General features: G+C 67.0%; 24 protein-coding genes and 1 pseudogene. 12 read left to right on the top strand and 13 right to left on the bottom strand.

All coding sequences use genetic code 11. From position 1 onward, the window contains the following. Positions 1 to 123: 123 nt before the first annotated feature. Positions 124 to 1416, top strand: a complete 1293-nt coding sequence (locus ACQPW1_RS29495; protein ID WP_433655047.1) for a GAF domain-containing protein — start codon at positions 124 to 126, stop codon at positions 1414 to 1416. A 10-nt stretch (positions 1417 to 1426) separates the two neighbouring features. On the opposite strand, the gene ACQPW1_RS29490 is transcribed toward ACQPW1_RS29495, so the two are convergent. From ACQPW1_RS29490 to ACQPW1_RS29480, 3 genes are all read right to left on the bottom strand, one after another. After that, positions 1427 to 2089: a CPBP family intramembrane glutamic endopeptidase gene (locus ACQPW1_RS29490; protein ID WP_433655046.1), complete on the bottom strand. Its 663-nt coding sequence runs from the start codon at positions 2087 to 2089 to the stop codon at positions 1427 to 1429. Next, positions 2086 to 2982 carry an NAD(P)H-binding protein gene (locus ACQPW1_RS29485; protein ID WP_433655045.1) on the bottom strand — a complete coding sequence of 299 codons (897 nt, stop codon included), beginning with the start codon at positions 2980 to 2982 and terminating at the stop codon, positions 2086 to 2088. The genes ACQPW1_RS29490 and ACQPW1_RS29485 overlap by 4 nt, the downstream gene beginning before the upstream one ends. Positions 2983 to 3135: 153 nt before the next feature. Continuing rightward, positions 3136 to 3444, bottom strand: a complete 309-nt coding sequence (locus ACQPW1_RS29480) for a hypothetical protein (RefSeq protein WP_433655044.1) — start codon at positions 3442 to 3444, stop codon at positions 3136 to 3138. Positions 3445 to 4201: 757 nt separating this feature from the next. On the opposite strand from ACQPW1_RS29480, the gene ACQPW1_RS29475 reads away from it, so the two are divergent. The 8 genes from ACQPW1_RS29475 (at position 4202) to ACQPW1_RS29440 (ending at position 12265) form a co-directional block, all read left to right on the top strand. Beyond that, positions 4202 to 5071, top strand: a complete 870-nt coding sequence (locus ACQPW1_RS29475; RefSeq protein ID WP_433655043.1) for a MerR family transcriptional regulator — start codon at positions 4202 to 4204, stop codon at positions 5069 to 5071. 324 nt (positions 5072 to 5395) lie between these two features. Further along, the gene (locus ACQPW1_RS29470; RefSeq protein ID WP_433655042.1) at positions 5396 to 6511 is read left to right on the top strand and encodes a polyprenyl synthetase family protein; all 1116 of its coding nucleotides are present in this window, start codon (positions 5396 to 5398) and stop codon (positions 6509 to 6511) included. Between the two features lie 12 nt (positions 6512 to 6523). Next, entirely contained in the window at positions 6524 to 8038 is a 1515-nt protein-coding gene (gene crtI, locus ACQPW1_RS29465) for a phytoene desaturase family protein (RefSeq protein ID WP_433655041.1), read from the top strand. Positions 8039 to 8048: 10 nt separating this feature from the next. Then, a complete protein-coding gene (locus ACQPW1_RS29460; RefSeq protein ID WP_433655040.1) occupies positions 8049 to 9020 on the top strand; it encodes a phytoene/squalene synthase family protein in 972 nt (323 codons plus the stop codon). 8 nt (positions 9021 to 9028) lie between these two features. Continuing rightward, positions 9029 to 9382 carry a lycopene cyclase domain-containing protein gene (locus ACQPW1_RS29455; protein WP_433655039.1) on the top strand — a complete coding sequence of 118 codons (354 nt, stop codon included), beginning with the start codon at positions 9029 to 9031 and terminating at the stop codon, positions 9380 to 9382. Next, positions 9379 to 9708 (top strand): lycopene cyclase domain-containing protein, encoded by a 330-nt coding sequence (locus ACQPW1_RS29450; RefSeq protein WP_433655038.1) that lies wholly within the window; start codon positions 9379 to 9381, stop codon positions 9706 to 9708. Before ACQPW1_RS29455 ends, ACQPW1_RS29450 begins: the two co-directional genes overlap by 4 nt. After that, positions 9705 to 11279: an FAD-dependent oxidoreductase gene (locus ACQPW1_RS29445; protein WP_433655037.1), complete on the top strand. Its 1575-nt coding sequence runs from the start codon at positions 9705 to 9707 to the stop codon at positions 11277 to 11279. The genes ACQPW1_RS29450 and ACQPW1_RS29445 overlap by 4 nt, the downstream gene beginning before the upstream one ends. Next, complete coding sequence (locus ACQPW1_RS29440; RefSeq protein WP_433655036.1) at positions 11279 to 12265, top strand: DUF5914 domain-containing protein; 987 nt, start codon at positions 11279 to 11281, stop codon at positions 12263 to 12265. Before ACQPW1_RS29445 ends, ACQPW1_RS29440 begins: the two co-directional genes overlap by 1 nt. A gap of 66 nt (positions 12266 to 12331) precedes the next feature. Here ACQPW1_RS29440 and ACQPW1_RS29435 read toward each other — a convergent pair whose 3' ends face one another. Next, on the bottom strand, positions 12332 to 12826 hold the full coding sequence (locus ACQPW1_RS29435; RefSeq protein ID WP_433655035.1) for a DUF6764 family protein: 495 nt from the start codon (positions 12824 to 12826) through the stop codon (positions 12332 to 12334). Between the two features lie 313 nt (positions 12827 to 13139). Here ACQPW1_RS29435 and ACQPW1_RS29430 point away from each other — a divergent pair, with 313 nt between their 5' ends. Together ACQPW1_RS29430 and ACQPW1_RS29425 are read left to right on the top strand one after the other, a co-directional pair. Continuing rightward, positions 13140 to 13667, top strand: a complete 528-nt coding sequence (locus tag ACQPW1_RS29430) for a MarR family winged helix-turn-helix transcriptional regulator (RefSeq protein WP_433655034.1) — start codon at positions 13140 to 13142, stop codon at positions 13665 to 13667. A gap of 185 nt (positions 13668 to 13852) precedes the next feature. Then, complete coding sequence (locus ACQPW1_RS29425; protein ID WP_433655033.1) at positions 13853 to 14896, top strand: fused (3R)-hydroxyacyl-ACP dehydratase subunits HadA/HadB; 1044 nt, start codon at positions 13853 to 13855, stop codon at positions 14894 to 14896. 23 nt (positions 14897 to 14919) lie between these two features. On the opposite strand, the gene ACQPW1_RS29420 is transcribed toward ACQPW1_RS29425, so the two are convergent. Next, entirely contained in the window at positions 14920 to 15912 is a 993-nt protein-coding gene (locus tag ACQPW1_RS29420) for a hypothetical protein (protein WP_433655032.1), read from the bottom strand. A gap of 221 nt (positions 15913 to 16133) precedes the next feature. Here ACQPW1_RS29420 and ACQPW1_RS29415 point away from each other — a divergent pair, with 221 nt between their 5' ends. After that, complete coding sequence (locus ACQPW1_RS29415; protein WP_433655031.1) at positions 16134 to 16982, top strand: HpcH/HpaI aldolase/citrate lyase family protein; 849 nt, start codon at positions 16134 to 16136, stop codon at positions 16980 to 16982. 104 nt (positions 16983 to 17086) lie between these two features. Here the strand turns inward: ACQPW1_RS29415 and ACQPW1_RS29410 are convergent, their stop codons facing one another. The 8 genes and pseudogenes from ACQPW1_RS29410 to ACQPW1_RS29375 all read right to left on the bottom strand — a co-directional run bounded on the left by ACQPW1_RS29410 (position 17087) and on the right by ACQPW1_RS29375 (position 23163). Then, the gene (locus tag ACQPW1_RS29410; protein ID WP_433655030.1) at positions 17087 to 17830 is read right to left on the bottom strand and encodes a maleate cis-trans isomerase family protein; all 744 of its coding nucleotides are present in this window, start codon (positions 17828 to 17830) and stop codon (positions 17087 to 17089) included. 63 nt (positions 17831 to 17893) lie between these two features. Then, complete coding sequence (locus ACQPW1_RS29405; protein ID WP_433655029.1) at positions 17894 to 18268, bottom strand: SDR family NAD(P)-dependent oxidoreductase; 375 nt, start codon at positions 18266 to 18268, stop codon at positions 17894 to 17896. A 67-nt stretch (positions 18269 to 18335) separates the two neighbouring features. Further along, positions 18336 to 18680, bottom strand: a pseudogene (locus ACQPW1_RS29400) (SDR family oxidoreductase); the annotation flags it as partial. Then, the gene (locus ACQPW1_RS29395; protein ID WP_433655028.1) at positions 18677 to 19594 is read right to left on the bottom strand and encodes a hypothetical protein; all 918 of its coding nucleotides are present in this window, start codon (positions 19592 to 19594) and stop codon (positions 18677 to 18679) included. The gene ACQPW1_RS29395 and the pseudogene ACQPW1_RS29400, both read right to left, overlap by 4 nt. Next, the gene (locus tag ACQPW1_RS29390; RefSeq protein WP_433655027.1) at positions 19591 to 20280 is read right to left on the bottom strand and encodes a hypothetical protein; all 690 of its coding nucleotides are present in this window, start codon (positions 20278 to 20280) and stop codon (positions 19591 to 19593) included. The genes ACQPW1_RS29395 and ACQPW1_RS29390 overlap by 4 nt, the downstream gene beginning before the upstream one ends. Beyond that, positions 20277 to 21398: a Rieske 2Fe-2S domain-containing protein gene (locus ACQPW1_RS29385; protein ID WP_433655026.1), complete on the bottom strand. Its 1122-nt coding sequence runs from the start codon at positions 21396 to 21398 to the stop codon at positions 20277 to 20279. The genes ACQPW1_RS29390 and ACQPW1_RS29385 overlap by 4 nt, the downstream gene beginning before the upstream one ends. Beyond that, positions 21392 to 22357 carry an alpha/beta hydrolase family protein gene (locus ACQPW1_RS29380; protein WP_433655025.1) on the bottom strand — a complete coding sequence of 322 codons (966 nt, stop codon included), beginning with the start codon at positions 22355 to 22357 and terminating at the stop codon, positions 21392 to 21394. The genes ACQPW1_RS29385 and ACQPW1_RS29380 overlap by 7 nt, the downstream gene beginning before the upstream one ends. Then, entirely contained in the window at positions 22354 to 23163 is an 810-nt protein-coding gene (locus ACQPW1_RS29375) for an oxidoreductase (protein WP_433655024.1), read from the bottom strand. The genes ACQPW1_RS29380 and ACQPW1_RS29375 overlap by 4 nt, the downstream gene beginning before the upstream one ends. Between the last annotated feature and the right edge of the window lie 19 nt (positions 23164 to 23182).

Below are 23182 nucleotides of genomic sequence, written 5' to 3'. Positions count from 1 at the left end.
CATTCGCGTGATACCGGAGGCGGATCACGCTCGTGGCCGGGCGCGGTAGCGTTTCGCTGAGGTTGTTCCCCGTCGACGTTCGGGCGATCATTCGAAATACTTGCAGCAGAGAGGCGAGCCGATATGACGGCGGTAACCGGCCAGTGGCCGACCGATGGGGTGCGGACGGACGCCGAGCACACGGCCGAGCAGGATCTGCGCGCCCTGTTCGGGCAGTCCCTCCCGGGATTCGCCTCGTTTGCGGGCTCGGAGCATGTGCTGGAGACCGCGAATCCGGCGTTCCTCGCCGCGCTGGGTGCAGCGCGTGCGGGTACCGGGCTCGCGCTCGCGGAGATCGCTCCCGGGCTGGTCGATCAGGGTGTTATTGCGGTGCTGGACCAGGTATTTCGCACCGGTGAGTCGTGCACCAGCCGGGATGTCGCGGTCGGGCCGGCCGCCGGTGCGCAGGCGCGGGATGCCTTCTTCGATTTCACCTACGAGCCGCGCCGTGACGGTGCGGGTGCGGTGATCGGGGTCCGGATGATCGGTGTGGAGACTACACAGATCAAGCATGCCCAGCGGCTGATGATCGAGCAGCGTGCCTTGGTGGAACAGATCGCTCGGCAAGCGCCGCTGGCCGAGGTGCTGGACGGGATGGCGCGTTGCATCGAAGATCTCGCGCCGGAGCAGCTGCTCGTCTCCGTGCTGCTCGCTGATCGCGACGGTCGGCACCTGCGTCATGGTGCCGCACCGAGCCTGCCGGACTGCTACAACGAAGCCATCGATGGGATCGCGACCGGTGAGGGTGTCGGCTCGTGCGGCACCGCCGCGCACCGCCGCGAACCGGTCATCGTCACCGACATCGGCACCGACCCGTTCTGGGACGACTTTCGTGAGTTGGCCGGCCGGGCGGGACTGGCCGCGTGCTGGTCGACGCCGATCCTGGCCCGCGACGGTAGCCTGCTGGGCACGTTCGCCATGTATCACCGCGTTCCGCGCGTTCCGCAGGACAGCGACTTCGCCCTCGCCCGCGTCTTCGCCGACACCGCGTCACTGGCCATCGAACGCCACCACATCGAACAGGCGAAGGCGGCCGCCGAAGCACGCGCCGAAGCCGCCCGCGACGAGCTGACCCAAGCGCTGCGTGCGGAGAGCACGTTGCGCGCCGAGGCGGAGGAGCGAGCCGAGGCGGCCGCCGAACTCGCCGCCCGGATGCGCACCGCGGCGGCCGCGCAGGCCGCCGCACCGCACCCGGAGCGCTGTCAGCTCGGCGGTCCCGAAAGCTGCACCGCGGCGGCCGAACTGAAGATCGCCGATTCCTGGGGCGACGCGGCGTGGGGGTGCACCTCGCACGTCGAAGAAGCCATTCTCAACGTGCGGTCGGTGTTCATCGCCAGCGAGGAACTCGGCGGCTTGGCGGCTTATCTCAACCGCTGACCGCTCCGGATCAGGCGGGTCTCCCGCCCGGGTCTGCCCGCGAGCTGTCTCGGAACAGTCGCGGCAGGTAGTGCAGTATCAGGGCGGACCAGGTCAGGTGGGTCAGTAGCGGCGCCTGTATGCCGCCGGTGGCTCGGCGCTGCAGGCCGAACAGGGTGCCCATGAGGACTGAGGCCAAGACCAGTGCGGGATTGCGGGTCGCGGCGGTGGTGCAGGCGTAGATACCGGTCGAGACCAGGACCGGATGCTTGCCTGCGACCGAGTAGACCGGCCCGCGGAAGAAGATCTCCTCGGCAGCGCCGTTGGCGAGGGTGATCAGCAGTACCTGCGGCGTGGGACCTTGTTCGGCGTAGCTCAAGACGCTGGTGATTGCCTTGCGCAGGAAGGGAATTCGGCGGGCGATCAGGCCGCAGCCCCAGAACACGGCGAATGTCCCGGCACCGATCAGGACGGGACCGAGTACCGGGCGCCGCGAGTCGGTGTCCTCGGTGTGGGGCGTGCGTCCACCCAGTGTCCAGGTCGCCGCGGTGGCGAGGGTGAGACGGTAGAACCGGGCGGAATCAGGTTCGGCGGCGAACGAGGCACCGAGCAGACCGGTGCCCGCGAGCGCGACCGCCGCGACTCGACGTCGACGCGCGGCGAGCGGGCGAGCGGGTCCGGGTCTGCGGCTCATGCGGTCAGATCGGCTTCGGCGCGCTCGTCGAGGGCACGCCGCACGGCATCGTCGTAATCGAGCGGTTCGAAGGGCACCAGCTCTCGAATGCTGTTGTCCCGGACCACCACTTCGTTGGTCATCGAGTCGACGAGCGTGCGCCCCGTGGTGGTGTCGACATCGGTCACCAGCGACAGCCACAACGACGACAGCTGCGGGGAGAGCAGCGGAACGGGCACGACCACCAACGGCCGTTTCTCGATCCGGGCGACCCGGCGCAGCATGTCGACGTACTCGAGGACGTCGGGGCCACCGATCTCGAAGGTCCGCCCGGCGGATTCGGGCTTCTCCAGGACGCCGACCAGATAGCGGACCACATCGTCGATCGCGATCGGCTGGGTCCGGGTGCGTACCCAGCGGGGTGTGATCATGGCAGGCAGGTGTTCCACGAGTTGGCGGGTGATCTCCCAGGAGATACCACCGTGGCCGACAATGATTCCCGCCCGCAAGGTGGTGACCGGCACGCCGGCCGCGCCGAGCAGCCCCTCGACCTCGCGCCTGCTGCGCAGATGCGCGGACAGGTCGTCGTTGTCCTCGCCGAGGCCGCCGAGATAGATGATCCGAGGCACGCCCGCGTCGGCGGCGGCGCGGCCGAAGTTGCGGGCGGCTTCGGTGTCCCGGCGCTCGAAATCCGATTCGGCCAGCGAATGGACCAGATAGTAGGCGGCGGTGCAGTCGGCCATGGCGGTGCGCAGTGAGCCGATATCCGCGACGTCCGCGCCGACCGGGGCGCCGATGCCGCGATAGGACTCGGGGTGCCTGGTCATGGCGCGGACGGGATGGCCGGCGTCGGCCAGTTCCGGACATAAACGCCTACCGACGAAGCCGGTCGAACCCGCGACGAGCACTGTCATCAGAGCGTCCTGTCCGTAGTTCGGGCGTGGAGTCGATTGTTGCCGGGTGGGGAGAGTTACATTCGCCACGCTACTCAGGGCTGTCGGTCAGCGCATCAATTATGCATCGCTTGTGACAGGTCAGACATTGATCAGCTGTAGTCACCCCCGGCGCTAGGTCGAAATGCGTTGGAGATCGCTGATCAGCCAGCGTCCGTCGGGTTGCTCTTCCGCGGTGACGATTGTCGCGATCAGGGTAAGTGCTGGGTTCGGCGCGAGATCGCTGGTCGAGGACTGTTTGACATAGCCGATGCCGAGCGCGGTGGTGCCGGTGATCGCCCGCAATCCGCAGTTGAATTCGATCACCTCGCTACGACTATTGGTCGCAAACAGATAATCGCGGGTCGCGCGTTGAGTATCGATCAGCTGCTGGCGATGTGCACCGGTCGCGGAATCAATTGCTCCTGCGAAATACTCATCCAACGATTGAGCGTGATAGGTCAACGTGTGATTGATGTAGTTGTGAATAGAATGCAATGCGGCGATGTGGCGACTGCCGATGCGTGAGATCTCCGGAGCGAGGTCGGCCGCGGGCGCGCTCCTTGTCGTGATGGTGCTGACGGACGCTGCGGGGCGCTTGTGCTGGTACTCGCCGTGGTGGCCGTCTCGGCAACGACGGACTGTGCATCCCCGGGATTGCGGAGGAAAGCGGTCGAGCCGACGGCGATAGCGCTCAGCGGTAGCACGCTTGCGATAGTCGCCAACTTACGTCTCCCGATACGCCGCCGGGCAGGCTGAACTTCGGGAAAAGGAGGAAGTGATACCGGAGCGAACGGGGGTGGCTCGTTTTCGATCACAGGGTTTCCTCACTGTTGGTCGGCCGACCGCGCGATGGTACCCACGCCGGTGCGGCTCGGTGAAAGGTTTCATAAACTCCACGCCTCGCTGGGAAATTCGGTCAGGTATACGAACTATGCGTCGATAGTGAATATGTTCCGGTTTGCGAGGTCTGCCGATGGGTGCCGAGTGCTGGGTAGTCACCCCGAGACACTGGGCCTGCGATCGGTGAGCGGCACCCGCGCGAGTCCAGTCCGAGCACTCGCCCCCGACACGCGTCGGCCGACGCGCCAGAGTGCGTTTCGATGCACCGATTGTGCATCGATACTATGATCGGTTTCATGAAATCGGCCGCGGATGCCTCGCGCGCGTCGCCTGAATCGCTCGGCGACGCGAGCCTGAGGTGACCGGCCGCGGCGACTTCGACGAGGCGGCGGCCGAATATACGGTGGGGGTGGTGGCGAGCAGGCTCGGCATTCCGGTGGCGACACTGCGCAGCTGGAACAGGCGATACGGGCTTGGGCCGTCGGGGCATATGCCTGGCCGGCATCGGCACTACGCCCCGGACGACCTGGCGATGATCGAGCGAATGGTGGACCTGGTGCGGGCCGGCGCCAGTCCGGCGAGTGCGGCTCGGGCTGCTCGCGCGACCGTCGCGCCGGTGCTCGGTGACGTGGCGCCGGTGCTTGCCGCTGGGCGCCGGCTGGACGGAGTGGAATTGCTGGCCACGATTTCCGCTCATCTCGCCCGCTACGGTGTGGTCGCGACCTGGAACCGGCTATGCCGTCCCGCTTTCGCGGAAATCGTTGGGCGCCAAGCGCGCGACGGTGGGTTCATCGATGTCGAGCATCTGCTGTCCTGGGCGGTCGCGACAAGTCTGCACCGGACCGTTGCTATGCCCGGCCGCCGTGCCGAGCACAGAGCGATCGTGCTGGCCTGCACCGCAGACGAGAATCATGCGTTGCCGCTGGAAGTGCTGCGCGCCGCGCTGGCGGAACGCGGGCTGGTCGCTGTGTTCTTAGGGCCTTCGATGCCGGACAGCGCCTTGACGGAGGCGTTGTCGAGGCATGATCGGCCGCCGCTGGTGGTGCTGTGGTCGCAATCGGTGCCGACCGCGCGGGCCGGGGCGATTCGTGCGGCGACGGCCGGTTCGAGTTGTGTGTTGCCGGCCGGACCGGGCTGGTACGGCAGTGATCTGCCTGCCGGGGTTCGGCATGTGAATTCGCTGGAGGACGCGGTCGAGCAGATCGTGGGCGTGGTCGCCGGTTCCTGAGGGCGTCCGGTGGCGTGGTCCGGCGTGTGGCGCACTACATGCTTGTCGATTTGTTAAGTTTCTGAAATAGTCGGAGCGTGCGCATCGTTTCTGCATCATTTGACGTACGATGGATCGAGACCGGACTTGCCAGGGACTGTTCCCGAACGAGTCGATGCTGCGCGCGGTATGGAGTGGGGCCGCACCGCGCGGTGTGGCCCGCTGGTGTGCCGCAGACGCCCGTCGGCGGCGTCGAGATGCGTTGCGGCGGAAGTGATCAGGTCTCCGGCCCGATGACGATGTGTGCCGAATCCCGCTACCGGACGAGCGAAGGATTGTGAGGCTATGAGTGCCAAGCTTTTCGATACGAGTCCGCCGTCCATGAGCGACGCGAACGCGCTCGGACCCGGCGCGGGATTCGAGGCCTGGTACGCGGGCAATCGTGCCGGGGTGCTGCACGAGCTCGACACCTTCTTACGGAAGGTGGACATCGAGGATCTGCGCGACACGGGTGTCGACGCGATTCTGCGCCAGTACGTGGTCGGCGGCAAATGCGTGCGATCGACGTTCATGTACCTGGGTTGGTTGTGCGGTGCGCAGCCGGATCCGGCAGCACTGCGCGCGGCCGCGTCCTTGGAGCTGCTGCACGGCTTCGCGTTACTGCAAGACGATGTGATGGATGACGGCGTGTTACGGCGCGGATCGGCCGCCGCGCATGTGCGGCTCACCGACGGCCACCGCGAGCGTGGCCTGCCCGGCTCTGCTGCCCGGTTCGGCAATTCGGCGGCCATATTGCTCGGCGATATGTGTCTGGTGTGGGCCGAGCAGATGCTGCGGGACAGCGGGATTCCGGATGCGGCACTGCGACGAGTATGGGCCGGCTACGACGCCATGCGGATCGAGCTGGCGATCGGCCAGTTCGCTGATCTGGCCAACGACGTGCGCGCCACACCGACCATGGATTCCGTGCTGGCCATCGCTCGCGCGAAGTCCGGCAATTACACGGTGCTGCGACCGCTGGAGTTGGGCGCGACCATGGCCGGGTGTCCGGAACGGACGCTGATGATGCTGGCCCGCTACGGAACTCGGATCGGCGAAGCTTTCCAGCTCCGTGACGATCTACTCGGGATCTTCGGGTCTGCCGCGACCACCGGCAAACCGGAGGACAGCGACCTGGGACAGCACAAGGCGACCAGCGTTGTGGTCGCCGCGTTGGAGGCCGGGGGCATCGCGGTCCGGCGGGAACTGACCGAATTACTGAGTCTGCCCGAACTGGACGCGCCCGCGATCGCTCGATGCCGCGCATTGATCGCGGCCTCCGGCGCCCCCGACCGGATCGAATCGATGATCACGGATCGAGTGGCCGAGGCCCGCGCCGCGCTCGCCGACGCCGGACTCGACCAGGACCGATATTCGGCGCTGGAACAGATGGCGCTGCTGTGTACCGCACGGCAACAGTGACGAGGAGGATCGATGCGTACAGTGACGGGATCCAGCGACCACGTGGTGGTGGTGGGCGCGGGCCTGGCCGGCCTGTCCACCGCAATCCATCTCGCCGGACGGGGTCGGCGCGTCACGGTGGTGGAACGCGAGGCCGTGCCGGGCGGGCGGATGGGCCGCCTCGACCTGGACGGCTATCGAATCGACACCGGCCCAACGGTATTGACCATGCCCGAGCTGCTCGACGAAGTGTTCGACGCGGTAGGGGAGCACACCCGTGATCGCCTGAGCCTGCACCCGGTGACTCCCGCCTATCACGCGGTCTACGCCGACGGCCGCACCCTCGACGTGCACAGCGACCCGGACGCGATGGCAAAGGCGGTCACCGAATTCGCGGGCGCCGAGCAGGCCGCGGGATATCGGCGACTGCGTGACTGGCTGAGCCGGTTGTACCGCGCTGAGTTCGATCGGTTTATCGCAGCCAACTTCGAATCGCCATTGTCGATGCTGACTCCGGCGTTGGCCCGGTTGACCGCATTGGGTGGGTTTCGCCGCTGGGACCGCAAGGTCGCCGATTTCATTTCCGATCCGGACTTACGTCGAGTCTTCACCTTTCAGTCGCTCTACGCCGGTGTGGCGCCGGACCGTGCGCTCGCGGCCTACGCGGTGATCGCCCACATGGACACGATGTCCGGGGTCTATTTCCCGCAGGGTGGGATGCGCTCGGTCCCCGACGCGCTGGCCGCCGCGGCGGTCGCCGCCGGGGTGGAGTTCCGATACCAGAGCACGGTCACGGAATTGGTGCGCTCAGGTGGCCGCGTGAGCGCCGTGCACACGGACCAGGATGATCGGATTGCTTGTGATGCAGTGGTTTTGACCACCGAATTGCATCGCACCTACGAATTGCTCGGCCATCGACCGCGACGTCCCGGTGGGGTCCGATCGGCACCGTCGGCAGTCGTGCTGCACCTCGCCTGTGACCGTCAGCCGGATCTGCCGCATCACTCACTGCTGTTCGGCAGCGAGTGGGAGAGTTCGTTCCGGGAGATCATCGACGAGGGCCAGGTGATGTCCGACCCGTCGTTGCTGCTGACCCGCTCGACCGCGGGGGACCCGGCCCTGGCCCCGGCCGGCCGAGACCTCCTGTTCCTGCTGGCGCCGGCGCCCAATCTACAACGCGGACAGATAGATTGGCCCACGCGGCGAGGAGCCTACGCCGAGCAGATCCTCGATATCGCGCAGCGCCGCACAGGTTCTCGCTGGCCGGATCTCGAGGTGCTGCGGGTTGTCACGCCGACGGACTGGGCGGACCAGGACATGCTCGACGGCAGCCCGTTCGCGTTGGCGCACACATTTGCGCAGACCGGGCCGTTCCGCCCGGCCAACATGATCCGCGGCCTCGACAATGTGGTGCTCGCCGGCGGCTCCACCGTGCCCGGGGTCGGGATCCCGCCCGTGCTGATCTCCGGTCGCCTCGCCGCCGACCGTGTCACCGGACGCGCCGGTATCCGGCGCCGTGCCGCCTCGCCCATCCACCCTTCGTCCTGATCGGAAGACTATGACGCTCAGGGAACTAGCCGCGGCGGGCATCACCGATCCGTCGCTCCAAGAATCCTATCGATGCTGCCGTACGCTGAATGCTCAGCACGGCAAGACCTTCTTCCTCGCGACCAGGCTGCTCGCCCCCGACCAGCGGCCGGGCGTGCACGCGCTCTACGGATTCGCGCGCCGCGCGGACGACATCCTCGACGAGTTCGATCCCGCCCGCACGGCCGGCGATCGTGCGGCCGACTTGGACGCGCTCGCCGGGCATTTCGTCAGCGGGGACAGCGACGGCGACCCGGTGCTCGCCGCCGTGCTGCACACAGCGGACCGCTACGGCATCGAAGCACACCTGTTCGACGCGTTCCTGGCATCGATGCGGATGGATCTGACCATCACCGATTACCCGGACCGCGCCGCACTGGACACCTACGTATACGGGTCCGCCGAGGTCATCGGCCTGCAATTGCTGCCGATACTCGGAGTCACCGAAACCATCTCCGACGCTGCGCCTTACGCGGCCGCACTGGGTAAAGCCTTCCAGCTCACCAACTTTCTGCGCGACGTCGACGAGGACCTGGCCCGCGACCGGGTCTACCTGCCCGCCGACGAACTCGCCGCGCACGGTGTCGACCGAGACCTGCTGGCCTGGTGCAGCCGCCGTCGGCGAGCCGAGCCGCAGGTCCGGCGAGCATTGGCCGAGCAGCACGAAATCGCCAGGGAGATATACCAGTTCGCGCGCGGCGGTCTCGATCGACTGGCACCGCGCTCGCGTCCCTGCGTGGCGACCGCGTCGACGCTGTACTCGGAGATTCTGGCGCGCATCGAGGAGGCCGATTTCGAGGTCTTCGGCCGGCGCGCCAGGGTGGGCACCGGCCGCAGAGCGCGCGTCGGCGTAGCGGGCTTGGCGCGCGCCTGGTGGGCTCGGCATGCGCCATCGAAGTCGCCCTTGTCATCGGATATGTCGCGACCGCGCGAGCGGACCTAGGAGCCGATATGGCGCATTGGCAGTACCTCCTGATATTGGTCCTCTGCCTGGTACTGACGGCACCGCTGGAATTCCTCGGTCCGGGCGTCTATCGCCGACCACGGCTGCTACTGGCCGCGATCGCGCCCGCGCTGGTCGTTTTCGTGGTGTGGGATCTGCTCGCCATCGCAGGCGGGGTCTGGAGCTACGATCAGCGATTCGTCCTCGGTGTGCAGCTACCCGGATCCATGCCCGTCGAGGAATTCCTGTTCTTCCTGGTGATTCCGCTCTGCGGGCTGCTGACCTTCGGCGCCGTGGAGACGCTGCTCGCGCGCGGACGCCCGGCCCGCGCACGGATTCGGGATCGTGGGGCCCGCCGATGAGCGACGGGATCGGCTACACACTGCCCGCTGTGCTCGCCGTCGTGGCCGTCTGCCTGCTCGAGGTCGCGGTGTTGCGCACCGGACTGCTGCGCAAGCGCGCGTATTGGTTGTCGATGCTCATCGTTTTCGGATTTCAGATCCCGGTGGACGGCTGGTTGACCAGGCTCGACGCGCCGACCGTCCGCTACAACCCGAATCACATTCTCGGCCTTCGGTTTCCGTGGGACATCCCGATCGAGGACTTCCTGTTCGGTTTCGCGCTCGTGACGGCGGTGCTGCTGAGCTGGGAACGTGCCCGACAGCACCAGGAAGGACAGCGGCGATGACGGCAGCACCGATCGGCCGGGACCCGCGCCGCGTGCGTTATCCCGCACGGCCTGGCCGACGCGACGTCGGCCAGAACGGTCATCGCCCGGTGGCAGTCGTGGTCGGCGCCGGAATCGCGGGGCTGGCCGCCGCCACCGGACTCGCCGAACGCGGGTTCCGGGTCGAGGTGGTCGAGCGGGAGCGCTACCTCGGCGGCCGCGTCGGCGGCTGGACCGAGCAGCTCGCCGGCGGCGCGCCGGTCGGTATGAACCGCGGCTTCCACGCCTTCTTCGCCCAGTACTACAACCTGCGGAAGTTGTTGTCCCGCAGCGATCCCACGCTGTCCGCACTACGCCGGATCGGCGACTATCCGCTCATCGACGCGGCCGGCCGCCGGGATACTTTCCGCAACCTGCCGCGCACGCCACCGTGGAACGCGCTCGCCTTCGCGCTGCGCAGTCCCACCTTCCGGCTGCGCGACCTCGCCCGCATCGATGCGCGCGCGGCCGCTCCGCTGGCCGCGGTGTCCGTGCCGGATATCTATGACCGGTTGGACCACGTCGACGCGGAAACGTTCTTGCGGCACATCAACTTTCCGGAGGCCGCCCGTCATCTGGCGTTCGAGGTATTCTCCCGCAGCTTCTTCGTCGAGCCCCAGCACATGTCCGCGGCCGAACTGGCGACCATGTTCCACATCTATTTCCTCGGCTCCAGCGAAGGTCTGCTGTTCGATGTGGCGCGGGACAATTTCGATGCCGCCTTGTGGACGCCGCTCGCGGATCATCTCGGCGGTACCCCGACGCCGCATCGACCGGGTCGGGTCGAGTTCCACACCGGAGTGGCCATCACCGAGGTCGAATCGAGGGGAGCCGGATTCGTGCTGACCGCGGATACCGGCGCCACCCTCGAAGCGGACGCGGTGGTGCTAGCTGTCGACGCCGCCACGTTGCGCGAACTGGTGGCGCGGTCGCCGACCTTGGGAGATCCCGAATGGCGCTCGCGGATAGCGGAATTGGGTAGTGCGCCGGCGTTCGCCGTGCTGCGGCTGTGGATGAATCGACCGTTGCGTGCGGACCGGCCGGGCTTTCTCGCTACCGGGAATCTGGATCCGCTGGACAACATCAGCGTCCTCGATCGGTACGAGCACACGGCCACGGACTGGGCTCAGGACAACGGTGGCAGCGTGGTCGAATTGCACGCGTATGCGGCGGCTGATCAAACGCCCGCGCCCACAACGCAGCTGGCGATACGGGACAAGCTGGTAGCGCGTCTGCACGAGATATATCCGGAATCTGCCGACGCCCAGATCGTCGGCGAGCACATGCTGTGGCGTCAGGACTGTCCACGGTTCGCACCCGGCGACTTCGCGCGGCGTCCCGGGGTGCGTACCCCGCATCCGCGGCTGATGCTCGCCGGTGACGGCATCCGGGTGGAGCTGCCGGTCGCGCTGATGGAGCGGGCGGCGACCACCGGCTGGCTTGCCGCCGATTTCTTGTCCCAGGAGTGGGGCGGCGCTGGGCATTCGTTGCAGACCGTGCCGGCCCGCGGTCGATCGACCCTGCTGCGCAGCTTCGCGGAAAGGCAGTCATGATGGGTAATAGTTCACCGCTGCAACGGTTTTCCCCGGAGAAGTGGTCGCGGCAACGACCCACTTACCAGGATGCGGATCCGCGAATCATCGCGAGCGCGCTGCGGTGGTCTCAGCAGTTGCCGAGCGGCAATTGGTATGCGTTCGCGGCGAGCCGGAGCATCCGTGGCGACCGGCCGTTCGGCACGACGATTGCCGGCGTCGAGATCGTCGCGTGGCGCGATCGCGAAGGCGCGCTACAGGTGGGCCCCGGGGCTTGCCCGCACCTCGGCGCGCCATTGGACGCCGCACAGGTCGATGACGCCGCACTGATCTGCCGCTGGCACGGGCTGCGCGTGGGGTCCACCGGCGACACCGCTCGCTGGTGCCCGTTTCCCAGTCATGACGACGGGGTGCTGGCGTGGGTACGCCTGGACGCGGTCGGTGGCGAGACACCAACGGACGCACCTATTCTCGGCGCACGCCCCGCCGATTCGACGATACACGCGGTAACCCGGTTGACCGGCACCTGCGAACCACGCGACATCATGGCCAACCGCCTGGACCCGTGGCACGGCGCGTGGTTCCATCCCTACTCGTTCGCTCGCCTGGACGTGACGCAGACGCCGCGGCGCGAGGGCATCACCGAGGAAACCCACCGGTTCCTGCTCACGGTGACCTTCCGGGTGACGCGCCGCCTCGGGGTCCCGGTCGAAGCCGAGTTCACCTGCCCGGACCCGCGCACCATCGTGATGCGCATCATCGCCGGTGAGGGTAAGGGCAGTGTCGTCGAAACCCACGCCACACCACTGGGTTCCGGACCGGACGGACAAGCCCGCACCGCGGTGGTCGAGGCCGTGATCGCCGACTCCGACCGCGCCGGCTTCCGCTTCGCCCACCATGCGCTTCCCCTGCTGCGCCCGCTGATGAACCATGCCGCCAACCGGCTGTGGCGCGACGACATGGCGTACGCCGAACGCCGATACCAGTTGCGGCAGCAGCGTTTTTGAGTGTCCTCCGACAGGGGAGCAGGTTGCCGGTGCCAACGAGCCGCCCGGCAACCTGCCTGTCGAACGTCAGCCGAGCGACAAACAACCCTGGAAGGTCTGGAAGTCGCCCGCGAAGCCGAGCCCACCGGAACACGTCGGGCCGGTGACGCCGTTGACGAGCACACTGGCACCCGGCCCGGCGATACCGATGGCCAGGCCCGGCCGTACGCCGATCGTGGTCACGGTAGCTCCCGGTCCCACCGCGATCGCGGCGGGACCGGACAACTGTGCCGAGCTCGAGGTCGCCGACCCACCGTTCTGTGCGATAGCCAGCGACAGACTGGTCGGTGCCGCGTCGGCGGAAGCCGAGCCGTTGAGGCCATACGCCGCAGCGGCCCCGCCGCCCGCGCTGGTCGCGGAGCATTGCGCGCCCGCGGCCGTCACCGAGGTAGCCGCGGCTCCCGGTGCCGGGCACGCGGTATCGGCGGCCGCGGCCTCGGGGGCGACCAGCGCAAGCGCGCACACCGCGGTGCCCGCCCCGATGAGAGCTGCCGCGCTGCGGCGAGTGAATGAGATGTTCATGCTGTTCTCCTGCGGTGTGGCCGCCGGGTTTCACAGGGCTGATACGGGCGTCCAGCCCGACGGCCACGCCGAAATCTGTTGTGCGGTTGAGGATCACCGCGGCGGCGCATCCCGGCGCGGTATCTCCACTACCGTAGCGAACAAACGATGCAAAATCGATGCATTGGCCGGATTGGTTCGGGCTGCTGACATAGGTCGGAGATCGAGGTCGATGGGGGTGGCGGCTTCGGCGTCAGCGCGGTACTCTTGACAACTCTCTCAGAAACTTAATTGTTAAGCAATGGAGGTAACTGGCGGGGTTAGTCTTACCGTTGTGACAGAACCTGACTGGACGGTGCAGGGTTCCGCTTCCGCTCGGGAGGGGCAGCGCGAATCACTGGAGACCGAGATCGCGGCGGACATCCGCGCGCTGACCGCGATCTCTGACCAGCTCGGTCATGTCTTTGCCCGCTCGAACAATTTGCGCCCCAACGACTTCCGGGCGCTGCTGCACATCGCCACCGCCGAGTTCGCGGGCCGGCCACTCACGCCAGGGCAGTTGGGCCGCTTGATGGGCATGAGTTCCGCCGCGGTGACCTACTTGGTAGAGCGGATGATCCAGTCCGGCCACCTTCGCCGCGAGACCGATCCGACGGATCGCCGCCGGATCATCCTGTATCACGACGAACAAGGAATGGCCGCCGCCCGCGACTTCTTCCTCCCGGTAGGGGCCAGTACCCGATCGGCCATGGCCGAACTCCCGGACCAGGATCTGCACGCCGCACACCGCGTGCTCACCGCGGTGATCGCCTCGCTGCATACCCATTTCGACCACGTGATCGCGTCACCGGGGCCGTCGTAGGTTCTCATATCGGCGCAGGCTGGATCGGCGCGGAAGTGTTCGAAGGCGTCGATTCTGACGATCCGGCCGACCGAAGTGTGGCTTGAATCACAATCGTTGAGGGAGTTGCTGGGCCGGGCAGTCCGGGGTGCTGGCCCATGCGACTACTACTCGACATGGTTGACGCGAAATGAGAGGCCTCGGCAGTGGAAATCGATACCCCGCGTACGTTGGAAACCGAACCGGTAGCGCGTATTCGGGCGATCGTCGGACGCCATTATCGAGTGGACGACTACTACGAGGTCGGCCGCGAGAAGATCCGCGAATACGCGCGCGCGGTGCAGGATCACCACCCGGTGCACCGGGACCTGACGGCAGCGGTCGACTTCGGCTATCCGGACCTGGTTGCGCCGCCGGCTTTCATCTGCCTACTCGGCGGCACCGTACAGAAGATCTTGACCGACGTGCTCGACGGCTACAACTTGACCACGGCCATCCAAACCGATCAGACGATTGATTTCGATCGCCCTGTCCTCGCCGGTGATCGACTGACCAGCAACCTGTCGCTGCAATCGTTCCGGCAGGCCTTCGGCGGTGATCTCATGGTCGTGCGCAACACGGTCACCGATCAGCACGGTGCGCAGGTGCTGGTCGCGGATACCGGGCTCGTCGCTCGCTCGGCGCCCACCGAGCGCGACCGCGCGGTCGCCGGCGCGTTGACCGCGTTGGTGCGCGGCGATGTCGTTTCGGCCGCCGGTCCGATGAGTACTTACACCCCGATCGACGAAATGCGCTGGCCCCGACCGGAACCGCATCGAAGCCGGCGCGCGCTCCCGTTCGCCGCAACGCTGGTCGGCACCGAACTGCCGCCCGGATACGTCGATGTCTCCCTCGGCGATCTGGTCAACTACGCAGGCGTGTCCGGTGATCCGAATCCGATTCACTGGCACGCGGATGCCGCCAGGATGGTCGGACTGGAGGATGGTGTCATCGCGCACGGGATGCTTTCGATGGCTTTCGGCGCCGCCTTCGTCACCTCGTGGTTGGGTGACCCGGGCGCTATCCGGCAGTACAGCGTCCGGATGACCAGCCCGGTCCGGCTCGAAGCCAACGCGCGGGCGCGCATCGAATTCCGCGGGCGGATCAAGTCGGTCGACACCGAGTCGCGAACCGCCGTGGTGGCACTCACCGCGTCGCAGGGCGGATCCAAGATCTTCGGTCGGGCCACCGCGACGGTCCAACTCCGGTGATCGCGTGACGGTTGCGCACGCGATCAGGAAGTGCCCGACAGGATTTGGGCGTCGGGTGCGGCCGCGACCCGGGCGACGGCGGCGCGGGCGGTCTGTGCATCGGTGAGTGGTGCGTCGGGCGGGTAGTAGTCGGCGGATCGGCTGCCGGCGAAATAGTCGCCGATCCAGCCGAGGGCGAGGGTGCGCAGGGTGGTGATGTTCACCGATTCCGGTGTGCCGCACAGCATGCTGCCGATCGTGTCGACGCTGGTCCCTTCGGCGTCGGTGTGCACGCCGGTGCTGATGCGGATGCCGAGGTAGGAGCGATGCAGCGTGGATTGCAGTGCGCCGGTGCCGCTGCCGAACGCGTTGCACAGCGACGGCGGACCGGAGACGGTGAGGATCGGCAGCGAAGTGTCGTCCAGGTCGGCCAGGGCTCGATCGGTGTTGTCGCCGACGAAGGACTTGACCGGGTCGAGCAGCACCAGCCCGCGTAGCCCGGTCCAGTTGCCGGGATGATCGCGGTGTAACCGATGGGCGACGTACTCGACGGCCTCACCGCCGGCCGAGTGGCCGACGAAGGTGTATTGCTCGGGCAGCCGGAGCTCGGGCCGGCCCGCGTGCGCGGCTGCTGCGGAAAGGCTTTGGGCGAGTGCGTTGCCGGGGTCGTGCGTGGTGGCGAAGAGCGTGGCGATCGCGCCGAGGAACTCGGTGTTGCCGGTGAGGTTCTGCAACGTGCAGCCCGCGAAGTCGATGAACGGCAGGCTCGGTGTGAAGACGAGATAGCCCGCCTCGGCGAAAGCGGTTCCGAGACCGGCGATATTGATATTGCTGCGGGCAAATCCGTGTTGCAACCAGATCAGGCCCTTGGGTGCGCCGGTGGGCAGCTGCCAGTCCACCGGAACCGGCAAAGTTGTTCCAGCGCAAGGGATGGGCATGGTCTCATGCCTCGTCGTGGATTCGGCGCGGGCCGTGGGTCCGGCGGCGAGGACGAGACACAGGGCGATGGCGGCGGTGGCCGGACCTCGGAGGTTCATCATGACTCCAGTGACGCGCACGCTGTTTCCTGATGCGAAATAGCGTTTCTTTCTTGGTGTCAATTAGCGCTCGAGTTCCGGGCGCTGTCAACTGCTCTGGTTCAATGTTTCGTCTAGGGAAACGCTGTTGCCAAACTGTCGACCCTGTGGGTACCGTCTGGAGAGCGTGCAGTCACCGATCTCCGGATGACGTGTAGGCCCCACGGACGGAAGGTGTGCCGGTGAGATCGGCGTTGTACGTGCCGGGCAGCCGCCCCGAACTGTTCGACAAGGCGATGTCGAGTGGTGCCGACGTGGTGCTCATCGATCTCGAGGACTCGGTTCCCCCGGCCGCCAAAGATCGGGCCAGGACCGCGGTTGCCGCCTGGTTGAGCGAGATTCGCGCGAGCGGACCACGGATCTGGGTGCGGGTGAACCCCGGCTCGATCGGCGAGGCCGATCTGGCGGCGGTGGCGGTGGCAGGTGTGTCCGCGGTGTGCCTGGCCAAGGCCGAGTCCACTGCTCAGGTCCACGTCGCGGGCGCGGTGTTGCGTGAGTTCGAGCCGTGTCCCGGCGGCATCCGGATCTGTCCGATATTGGAAAGCGCGTCCGCTGTGCTGGCTGCCCACGAGATCGCCGCCGCGCCACGCGTCGACCGTTTACAACTCGGCGAGGCGGACCTGTGCGCCGAGATCGGTGTCGATCCGAGCCCCGACGATCGAGAGCTGTGGGCAGTGCGCTCGCAGGTGGTGCTGGCCAGCGCCGCGGCGGGCATCGCACCCCCGCTCGGCCCAGTCCGCACCGATTTCGGTGACCTCGAAGCACTGAAGGTCTCGACGATGGCATTGGCGCGCATGGGCTTTCGAGGCCGCGCCTGCATCCACCCCGCCCAGGTCGCGGTCGTGAACGAGGTGTTCACACCGGACCCGGCCGACATCGAACAGGCGCATGCGCTTGTGGCCCGGTTCGACGCCGCGGGCGGGGCAGCGCTGGACGACGAGGGCCGCATGGTGGACCTGGCAGTGGTCAGGCGGGCGCGGCGCTTGCTGGCGAACTCCCGGTCCGGTGGCTGTGCGATTGCTCGTGATTGAAACGGGGAGATGGAGACGGCGATCCGCGGCTGACGTGGCGCCGACTGCCCGGGTAGTCAGGTGATTCGCGGCATCGTTACCGTGGTTTGTCGGCGAGATGGAGATCAATGATCGCGCAGCAGCGCACCAGCACCGTCGATACGATCGTGGATACCATTGTCGCGCAACGCCATCCACCAAGTCGCCGCATTGATCGCGATAACAGGCTTACCGAGCCAGCGCTCTGCCGCGTCGGCCAGGCCGACCATGGACAGGTTGGTGCCGCATTGGACGAGCGCGTCGATGTGATCGCCGTCGACCTCGCGCAGCGCATCGCGCAACTGTGCTTCGGTGACGTGGGCGATAGAAACCGCAGTGGGACAGCGCAGCCCCTTGATCGCGGCCACTTCGAATCCCAGCTCGCCGAAGAACCGCACTACGTTCTCGTCGCCGATCGGTTGATACGGCGTGACGACTCCGATGCGCGTCGCGTTGTTCAACGTCAGCGCTCGTCGGCACGCCTCCGCCCCGGTGGCCACCTGTAGCCCGGTCGCGTCGTGGATCTGCCGCACGAACTGCTGGTTGCCTTCGACACCACCCCAGAAGGTCTCGGCCGACATACCCATGACCATGTAGTCGGGCTCGCAGGTGAGCACGCGGGCGCACGTCGCGTCCATTTCGGCGCGGATCTGGTCGAGCAGCCGGTCCATGCCCGCGTCGTCACCCATGTTCTGGTCGCGGATATGGATGCGGCCGAAGTGCGTGGTAACTCCCGGCACGCCCATGCGGGCGAAGTCGGGTTCCACCACGGTATTCGTCGAGGGGGCCAGTACCCCGAACTTCGCTCTCCAGCCCAATACATCAGGCATAGTGCCGCTCCTGGTTCTCGATGCTGTTTCCGATACCGCCTGGGTGGCCCCGTGCCATGGTGTTCATTCGGCGAACAGGTCGCGCCGCCGCACCGGCGCAAGGGCGAATCGGCCGATCACCTTCGGTGTGGTCAGCCAGCGGACATGTGCCCCGTTGCGAGCGGGGGCGACAGCGCGTTCGGCCAGCCAGGGCGCCACCGTGTCGACCCGGTCGGCCAGAATGTTGAAGATCTTGCGCGCCTTGGCCAATTCCGCCGGATCGGCGTAGCCGTGGGTCAGCAGATCGGTGACCACCATGCCCGGACTGAGCAGGCCGACCGAGACGCCCGGCGGGACTTCCTTGGCCAGCGCTTCGGTCAGATAGGTGAGCGCTCGTTTGCTCGCGCCGTAGACCGACAGCCCCGGTACTGTGCGGCCGTCGCTGCCGAGGCCTTCCATATTTCCAGACGTGCCCGCCGCCGGCGCCCACCATGCCCGCGATAGCGACGGCGGCGCCGTTGATCGCGCCGACCAGGTTGGTAGCGACCACTTTTCGGGCCTCGTCGGCGGGTAGTTCCCAGACCGGGGCGCGGATGTGAGAGATGCCCGCGTTGTTGATCCAGACGTCGATCCGACCGAAGCGGGCCGCGGCCGCATCCCAGAGCGCTTGCAGCTCAGCGCGATCGGTGACGTCGGCGGGAATCAGCAGCGCGGTGTCGGGCAGGTCCGACCGCAGCCGATCCATCCGCTCGATGTCGGTGCCGCACAACGCGACTCGATGGCCACGATCGAGTAGCGCACGGGCGATGCCGAGCCCGATGCCGCGGGTGCCACCGGTTACTACGACGGTGCGCGTCGTTTGCTCGCTCATGTGCGCACCAGGACGCCGTGCAGCACAGCGCTGAGACTGTTGTGCTCGAACAGTTCATAGACCACGGCAAGCTCGGTACCTGCACCCATTCCCGGTGCGGCGTCCATCATGAATTCTCTTCCGTTGATCTTGCTGCCGTCGGGCAGGTGCAACACCGGGTAGTTGGCGCGCCCGTACGCGGTTGCGTTGCCCCAGGCACCGGGTCCCTCGTGGAAGGAGCGGACGCCGTCGCGGCGCACGGTCGCCTCGTAGGTGCGGTCGAGCGCTCCGTGCCAGGTAACGCGATGCTCGGCGGTCAACAGGCTCAGCGGAGTGATCTCGAGGTCGACCCGTACGGTGCCGCGGCGTTGCTGATCGACGCCCCACAACTCGCAGTCACCGGAATAGCAGCAGTCGTCCTTGGTGGGCAGGACGAACGGCGTGGCACCGCAGCGAGTTTCGCGCTCGACGAGTTCGTCGGCCAGGCCGGGGTCGCGGGTATAGACGCCGTTGAACACGCCGACCATGGCCGGCCCCTGGTACAGCACCGAGGAATACACCTGAGTATCGCCGAGTGTCTGATTCCACGTGTTCAAACCCGCCTGCCAGCCGGGACCGTAATAGTGGGCGTCGACGAATCCGCCGTAAGGCCTGCCCGCGCCGTAGAAGTCGGGACCGGTGTAGAGCCGATCGTCGTCGGAATCGACCACCCCGAAGGCGAACGGCGCCCCGAGCGCGAACCGCCCGGCGAACTCGCCACCGCCGGTGAGACCGCCGTCCATGTAGTAAGTCGTTGTCCCGTCGGCGAATACCGACGAACGGCGGATGTCCTCGAAACCACGCCAGACGCCGTCCGCGGCGAACAGTGATGGCCTGCCGACCCATTCGCCGGCGATGCGCTGCTGCCACTGGCTCGGCGCTTCGGCGGCGGTCATCCGAGCAGCTCCGACCGCACTCGCTCGGCTTGTTCGTCGCCGAGCAGGCGGGTCACCTGTGCCCACACCGGATCTACCTCCGGGCTGAACAGATTCGCGCGGTTGGCGCGGTCACGGGCGGCGACATCGCCGTCGACCGCGGGAACGCCCTTGTCTACCAGGGTGAGCCAGTGCTGGAGATAGTCGTCGACCGTGGTGCCGAGGGCGCGGAAGGCGGTTTCGGTGGCGCGGCACACGACCATCCACGGCGACATCATCGCCCGCTGCCGAGGCCCGACTGCCGCCGCGGATACCCCCTCGATCTGCCAAGCCGCCTCCAGCAGCGGGGTCAGCGGCAGGAACGCGGCATCGAGGTAGGCGAGGTGCACCGCGAGGTCGGTGCGGGGGATGAGATCGAGATGCATGGCGTGGTATTCCGCCGACCGCACCGAGTCCAGCGTGAAATGCGGGACCGCGGAATCGGCCGGCGTGAAGGCGAAGATCATATGGCTGTCCAAGCCGATCGCGGGGACCACCAGGTCGACGGTGACGAGCTTGTCGATCGGGTCACCGTGCAACACCCGGAGCCTGCCGACCGGCTCCGGTGACATCGGACTGGTCAGCGAGAGGTCTTCGGCCGTAACGAGTTCCAGAGCTGTGCTCAGCCGCCGCAGGGTGCGCTCGCTGAGTTCGGTGGGCAGGCTCATTGCGGTCGTCTTCCGTTGCGTGCCTTGTGCACCCAGGCCTGATCGAGTTCGGGATTGTCGCGGCGGGCGGGGGAGGCGATGACGGTGGCCGTGCGGCGCGGTCCGTCACCGGTGATGATGTCGTCGTCGCCGAGCCACCAGCCGTCTTTGATCAGCTGGGTTCGCCTGCGCCGGTAGGCGATCTGCAAAGCGTCGCTGCGTACATGCAGCTCATCGGCGAGGTCGAACGGGAGCAACTCCGGTCGCTGCGATTCGACCACCGGTTTGTCTTGCAGCAGAATGTCTTTGATTCTCCGGCGGGTGTCGGCGTCGGCCCAGCGGCCGGTGAAGAAGTTGCGGTAGCCGAGGATCTTGACCAGGGTGCGGTCCTGCGACAGCGGAATGTTGAAGTCGTAGAGCAGCAGATCGCCGATAGGCAGCCGGATATGTAGCTTGACCACGTTGGGCAGGTACCAGCCGTTGGTGACCGTCACGAATTCGGGCCGGGGCTTGTTCCGGAACAGCAGTCCCCACAGTCCGCTCGGCGGCGGCGGACTGAGCTGTATATCGGCCTCGGCGGACCAATCATCCTTGCGGATGGTGAAATTCGGTATCTCGGGTTTGTCCGGGTTGCCGAATCTGGTGCCGTGCACGAAGGGGGTATGTGAGGCGTCGACGACGTTCTCGAAGGTCCGTTCGTAGTTGGCCTCGACCTCCATCTCGAACTGGACCATCCGGAAGGCCGGATCGTCGTGCACCGGGATGTCCGGTATCGGTGGGCGTTGTGGTTCGGGCAGGTCACCGAGGAAGGCCCAGACCATGCCGTAACGCTCCTGGGTGGGGTAGGCGTCGACCCGGGCCTTCTTCGGGATGAGCCGGTCCTCGGCGTTCGCCGGAATCCGTACGCACGCGCCCTCGGCGTTGTACTGCCAGCCGTGGTACGGACAGGCGATACAGTCCCCGGTCAGGGTGCCCATCGACAGCGCACCACCGCGGTGTACGCACAGATCCGACAGGCAGACCGCGCTGCCCGCCGTGGTGCGATACAGCACGAAGTCCTGACCGAGGCAGGTCACCTTTTTCGGGGTCCGACCGACCCGGTCGGCGAATTCCAGTGCGTACCAGAAGTTTTTCAGCATTGTTCGGGCTCCGATAGTTGGGGTCGCAGCACACCCGCGTCGGTGAATTCGGCGAGTTCGGTGCGGGCCGTCGCCGAGCCACCCAGGTGGGTGCGCAGGAACGCAGAGCTCAGTCGAGCGAACGGCGCGAGCGCGTCCGCATCGTCCGGACCGTCGAGGAAGGCCCGTGCGGCGGTCGGATCGACGTCGGCGATGCCGAAATGGTTGGCCTCCGGTACGACCGCGAGCAGATGCTCGCCTGGTGGCAGTGCCTCGTCGAACGTCCTGGCCACCGGATCGGGGCGATGGTCGCCGTCTTCGCCGTAGCGATCGGCACTGCCCTTGATCACGCCGTCGTTGGTGCCGACCCCGAGCAGCACCGGGCAGTCGACTTGGGCGGGCAGCACGGTGCCTGCGGGCCAGCCGAGCATGGTCGCCACCATCGTGTGCGCGCCCCACGCGAAAACCGCGCGGACCGAAGGAAAGAAGCGCGCGGACTGCAGCACGACGGTTCCGCCCGCGGAGTGCCCGCCCAGCGCGACGCGATTCAGGTCGAGCGTGCCGGCCAGCGGGCCTTGATCGTTCAACTCCGCGACCGCGGCGAGGATCGCGCCGATCGTCGGGCAAGTGGGTCTGGTGCCATAGGCCTCGGGCCGGGCCGCGTCCAGGTCGACGCCGACGGTCAACCCCCGCTGACCACCGAACAATTCGGCTACCCGATCGAAAGTGACCACCACGAAACCGGTTTCGGCGATCGCGGTGGCGAACCTGCGATACGAGTCCTGACCGACGTTGACTCCGGACAGAAACAGCACCACCGGATACGGTGCGGCCGCCGGATCGGGTGCGAAGACTCCGGAGAGTCGTTCGGTGTCGGAGCCGGTGCTGATCGCGGGGTAGTAGACCTTCAGGTGCGCGGTGTCGAAGGGCGCCTCGCCCGCGGTACGCGCCGACCACCAGAGCGAACGAACGATACTCATGCGACCGGCCTCGGCAGGATGCGGTCGCCGCCCCACAGCGCACGCACCAGACGCTGGGTCAGGTCGGGCCCGAACATTCGCTCGCCCATCACATTCGCCGGATCGCGTTCGGCGATGTTGCGGCGGATCGCCAGATCCCGGTCGGCGAGTGCTGCGCGCCGTTCGGTGGGGACCGGTTCGGCGGCATCGACCCAGCTGAGCCACTGGTCGACCCGCGCGGTGAGTAGCTCGGCGACGGTGTCGCGATTGTCGCGGTTCGCCGGGAAGGAGTAGCAGTACGCGGTGGGGGACAGGCTGGCCCGGATGAACCCGGTACGGCTGGTGAACCAGGTGAAATCGGGATGTTCTTCCTTGAACGCCAACCACGGCGCATCGTTCTCGGCATAGTAGCTGTCGAAATAGGCTCCGTCGCCGACCAGATCACCGCGTGGGATCGCGTCGACGTAGAACCAGCCCTGCGGCCACAGCAGCAACGCGATGCCGAGATGCGGAACGCTGACCCGCGGACCGAGCCAGGCGGTGAGATGCAGGTTGACGAAACCGGTTGCGGGGTCGCCGATCCAGGAATGCACGAGCCAATCGATCTCGGGCCCGGAGTAGGCGGCCAAGCTGCCCGAAGGGCCGGTCGCCGGGTCGCCATAGCTGTCCAACTCCTCGGTGGACGGGTCCCGGGTGAGATCGAAGCGCTCGGCGATCCGGGACTTCAACCCGCGCAACAACTCCCGCCACTCCTGGAAGGTTTCGGTGACGTCTGTCCTGGCGGACGCGTCGACCATCTGCTCGACGTGTTGCACGGTTTCACTCATCGTCGCTCCGGGTTGTGTT

The organism is Nocardia sp. CA-128927 (genome assembly GCF_050955855.1).
Lineage (GTDB): Bacteria > Actinomycetota > Actinomycetes > Mycobacteriales > Mycobacteriaceae > Nocardia.
Note: the sequence above shows the minus strand (reverse complement) of the source record. Positions and strands in the feature narration are given on the sequence as shown.

Bases quoted from the DNA above. Each gene is read 5' to 3' on its own strand.
- ACQPW1_RS29495 (WP_433655047.1), top strand. From the start codon at position 124: ATGACGGCGGTAACCGGCCAGTGGCCGACCGATGGGGTGCGGACGGAC.
- ACQPW1_RS29490 (WP_433655046.1), bottom strand. From the start codon at position 2,089: ATGAGCCGCAGACCCGGACCCGCTCGCCCGCTCGCCGCGCGTCGACGT.
- ACQPW1_RS29485 (WP_433655045.1), bottom strand. From the start codon at position 2,982: ATGACAGTGCTCGTCGCGGGTTCGACCGGCTTCGTCGGTAGGCGTTTA.
- ACQPW1_RS29470 (WP_433655042.1), top strand. From the start codon at position 5,396: ATGAGTGCCAAGCTTTTCGATACGAGTCCGCCGTCCATGAGCGACGCG.
- crtI (WP_433655041.1), top strand. From the start codon at position 6,524: ATGCGTACAGTGACGGGATCCAGCGACCACGTGGTGGTGGTGGGCGCG.
- ACQPW1_RS29460 (WP_433655040.1), top strand. From the start codon at position 8,049: ATGACGCTCAGGGAACTAGCCGCGGCGGGCATCACCGATCCGTCGCTC.
- ACQPW1_RS29455 (WP_433655039.1), top strand. From the start codon at position 9,029: ATGGCGCATTGGCAGTACCTCCTGATATTGGTCCTCTGCCTGGTACTG.
- ACQPW1_RS29450 (WP_433655038.1), top strand. From the start codon at position 9,379: ATGAGCGACGGGATCGGCTACACACTGCCCGCTGTGCTCGCCGTCGTG.
- ACQPW1_RS29445 (WP_433655037.1), top strand. From the start codon at position 9,705: ATGACGGCAGCACCGATCGGCCGGGACCCGCGCCGCGTGCGTTATCCC.
- ACQPW1_RS29440 (WP_433655036.1), top strand. From the start codon at position 11,279: ATGGGTAATAGTTCACCGCTGCAACGGTTTTCCCCGGAGAAGTGGTCG.
- ACQPW1_RS29435 (WP_433655035.1), bottom strand. From the start codon at position 12,826: ATGAACATCTCATTCACTCGCCGCAGCGCGGCAGCTCTCATCGGGGCG.
- ACQPW1_RS29420 (WP_433655032.1), bottom strand. From the start codon at position 15,912: ATGAACCTCCGAGGTCCGGCCACCGCCGCCATCGCCCTGTGTCTCGTC.
- ACQPW1_RS29410 (WP_433655030.1), bottom strand. From the start codon at position 17,830: ATGCCTGATGTATTGGGCTGGAGAGCGAAGTTCGGGGTACTGGCCCCC.
- ACQPW1_RS29405 (WP_433655029.1), bottom strand. From the start codon at position 18,268: ATGGAAGGCCTCGGCAGCGACGGCCGCACAGTACCGGGGCTGTCGGTC.
- ACQPW1_RS29395 (WP_433655028.1), bottom strand. From the start codon at position 19,594: ATGACCGCCGCCGAAGCGCCGAGCCAGTGGCAGCAGCGCATCGCCGGC.
- ACQPW1_RS29390 (WP_433655027.1), bottom strand. From the start codon at position 20,280: ATGAGCCTGCCCACCGAACTCAGCGAGCGCACCCTGCGGCGGCTGAGC.
- ACQPW1_RS29385 (WP_433655026.1), bottom strand. From the start codon at position 21,398: ATGCTGAAAAACTTCTGGTACGCACTGGAATTCGCCGACCGGGTCGGT.
- ACQPW1_RS29380 (WP_433655025.1), bottom strand. From the start codon at position 22,357: ATGAGTATCGTTCGTTCGCTCTGGTGGTCGGCGCGTACCGCGGGCGAG.
- ACQPW1_RS29375 (WP_433655024.1), bottom strand. From the start codon at position 23,163: ATGAGTGAAACCGTGCAACACGTCGAGCAGATGGTCGACGCGTCCGCC.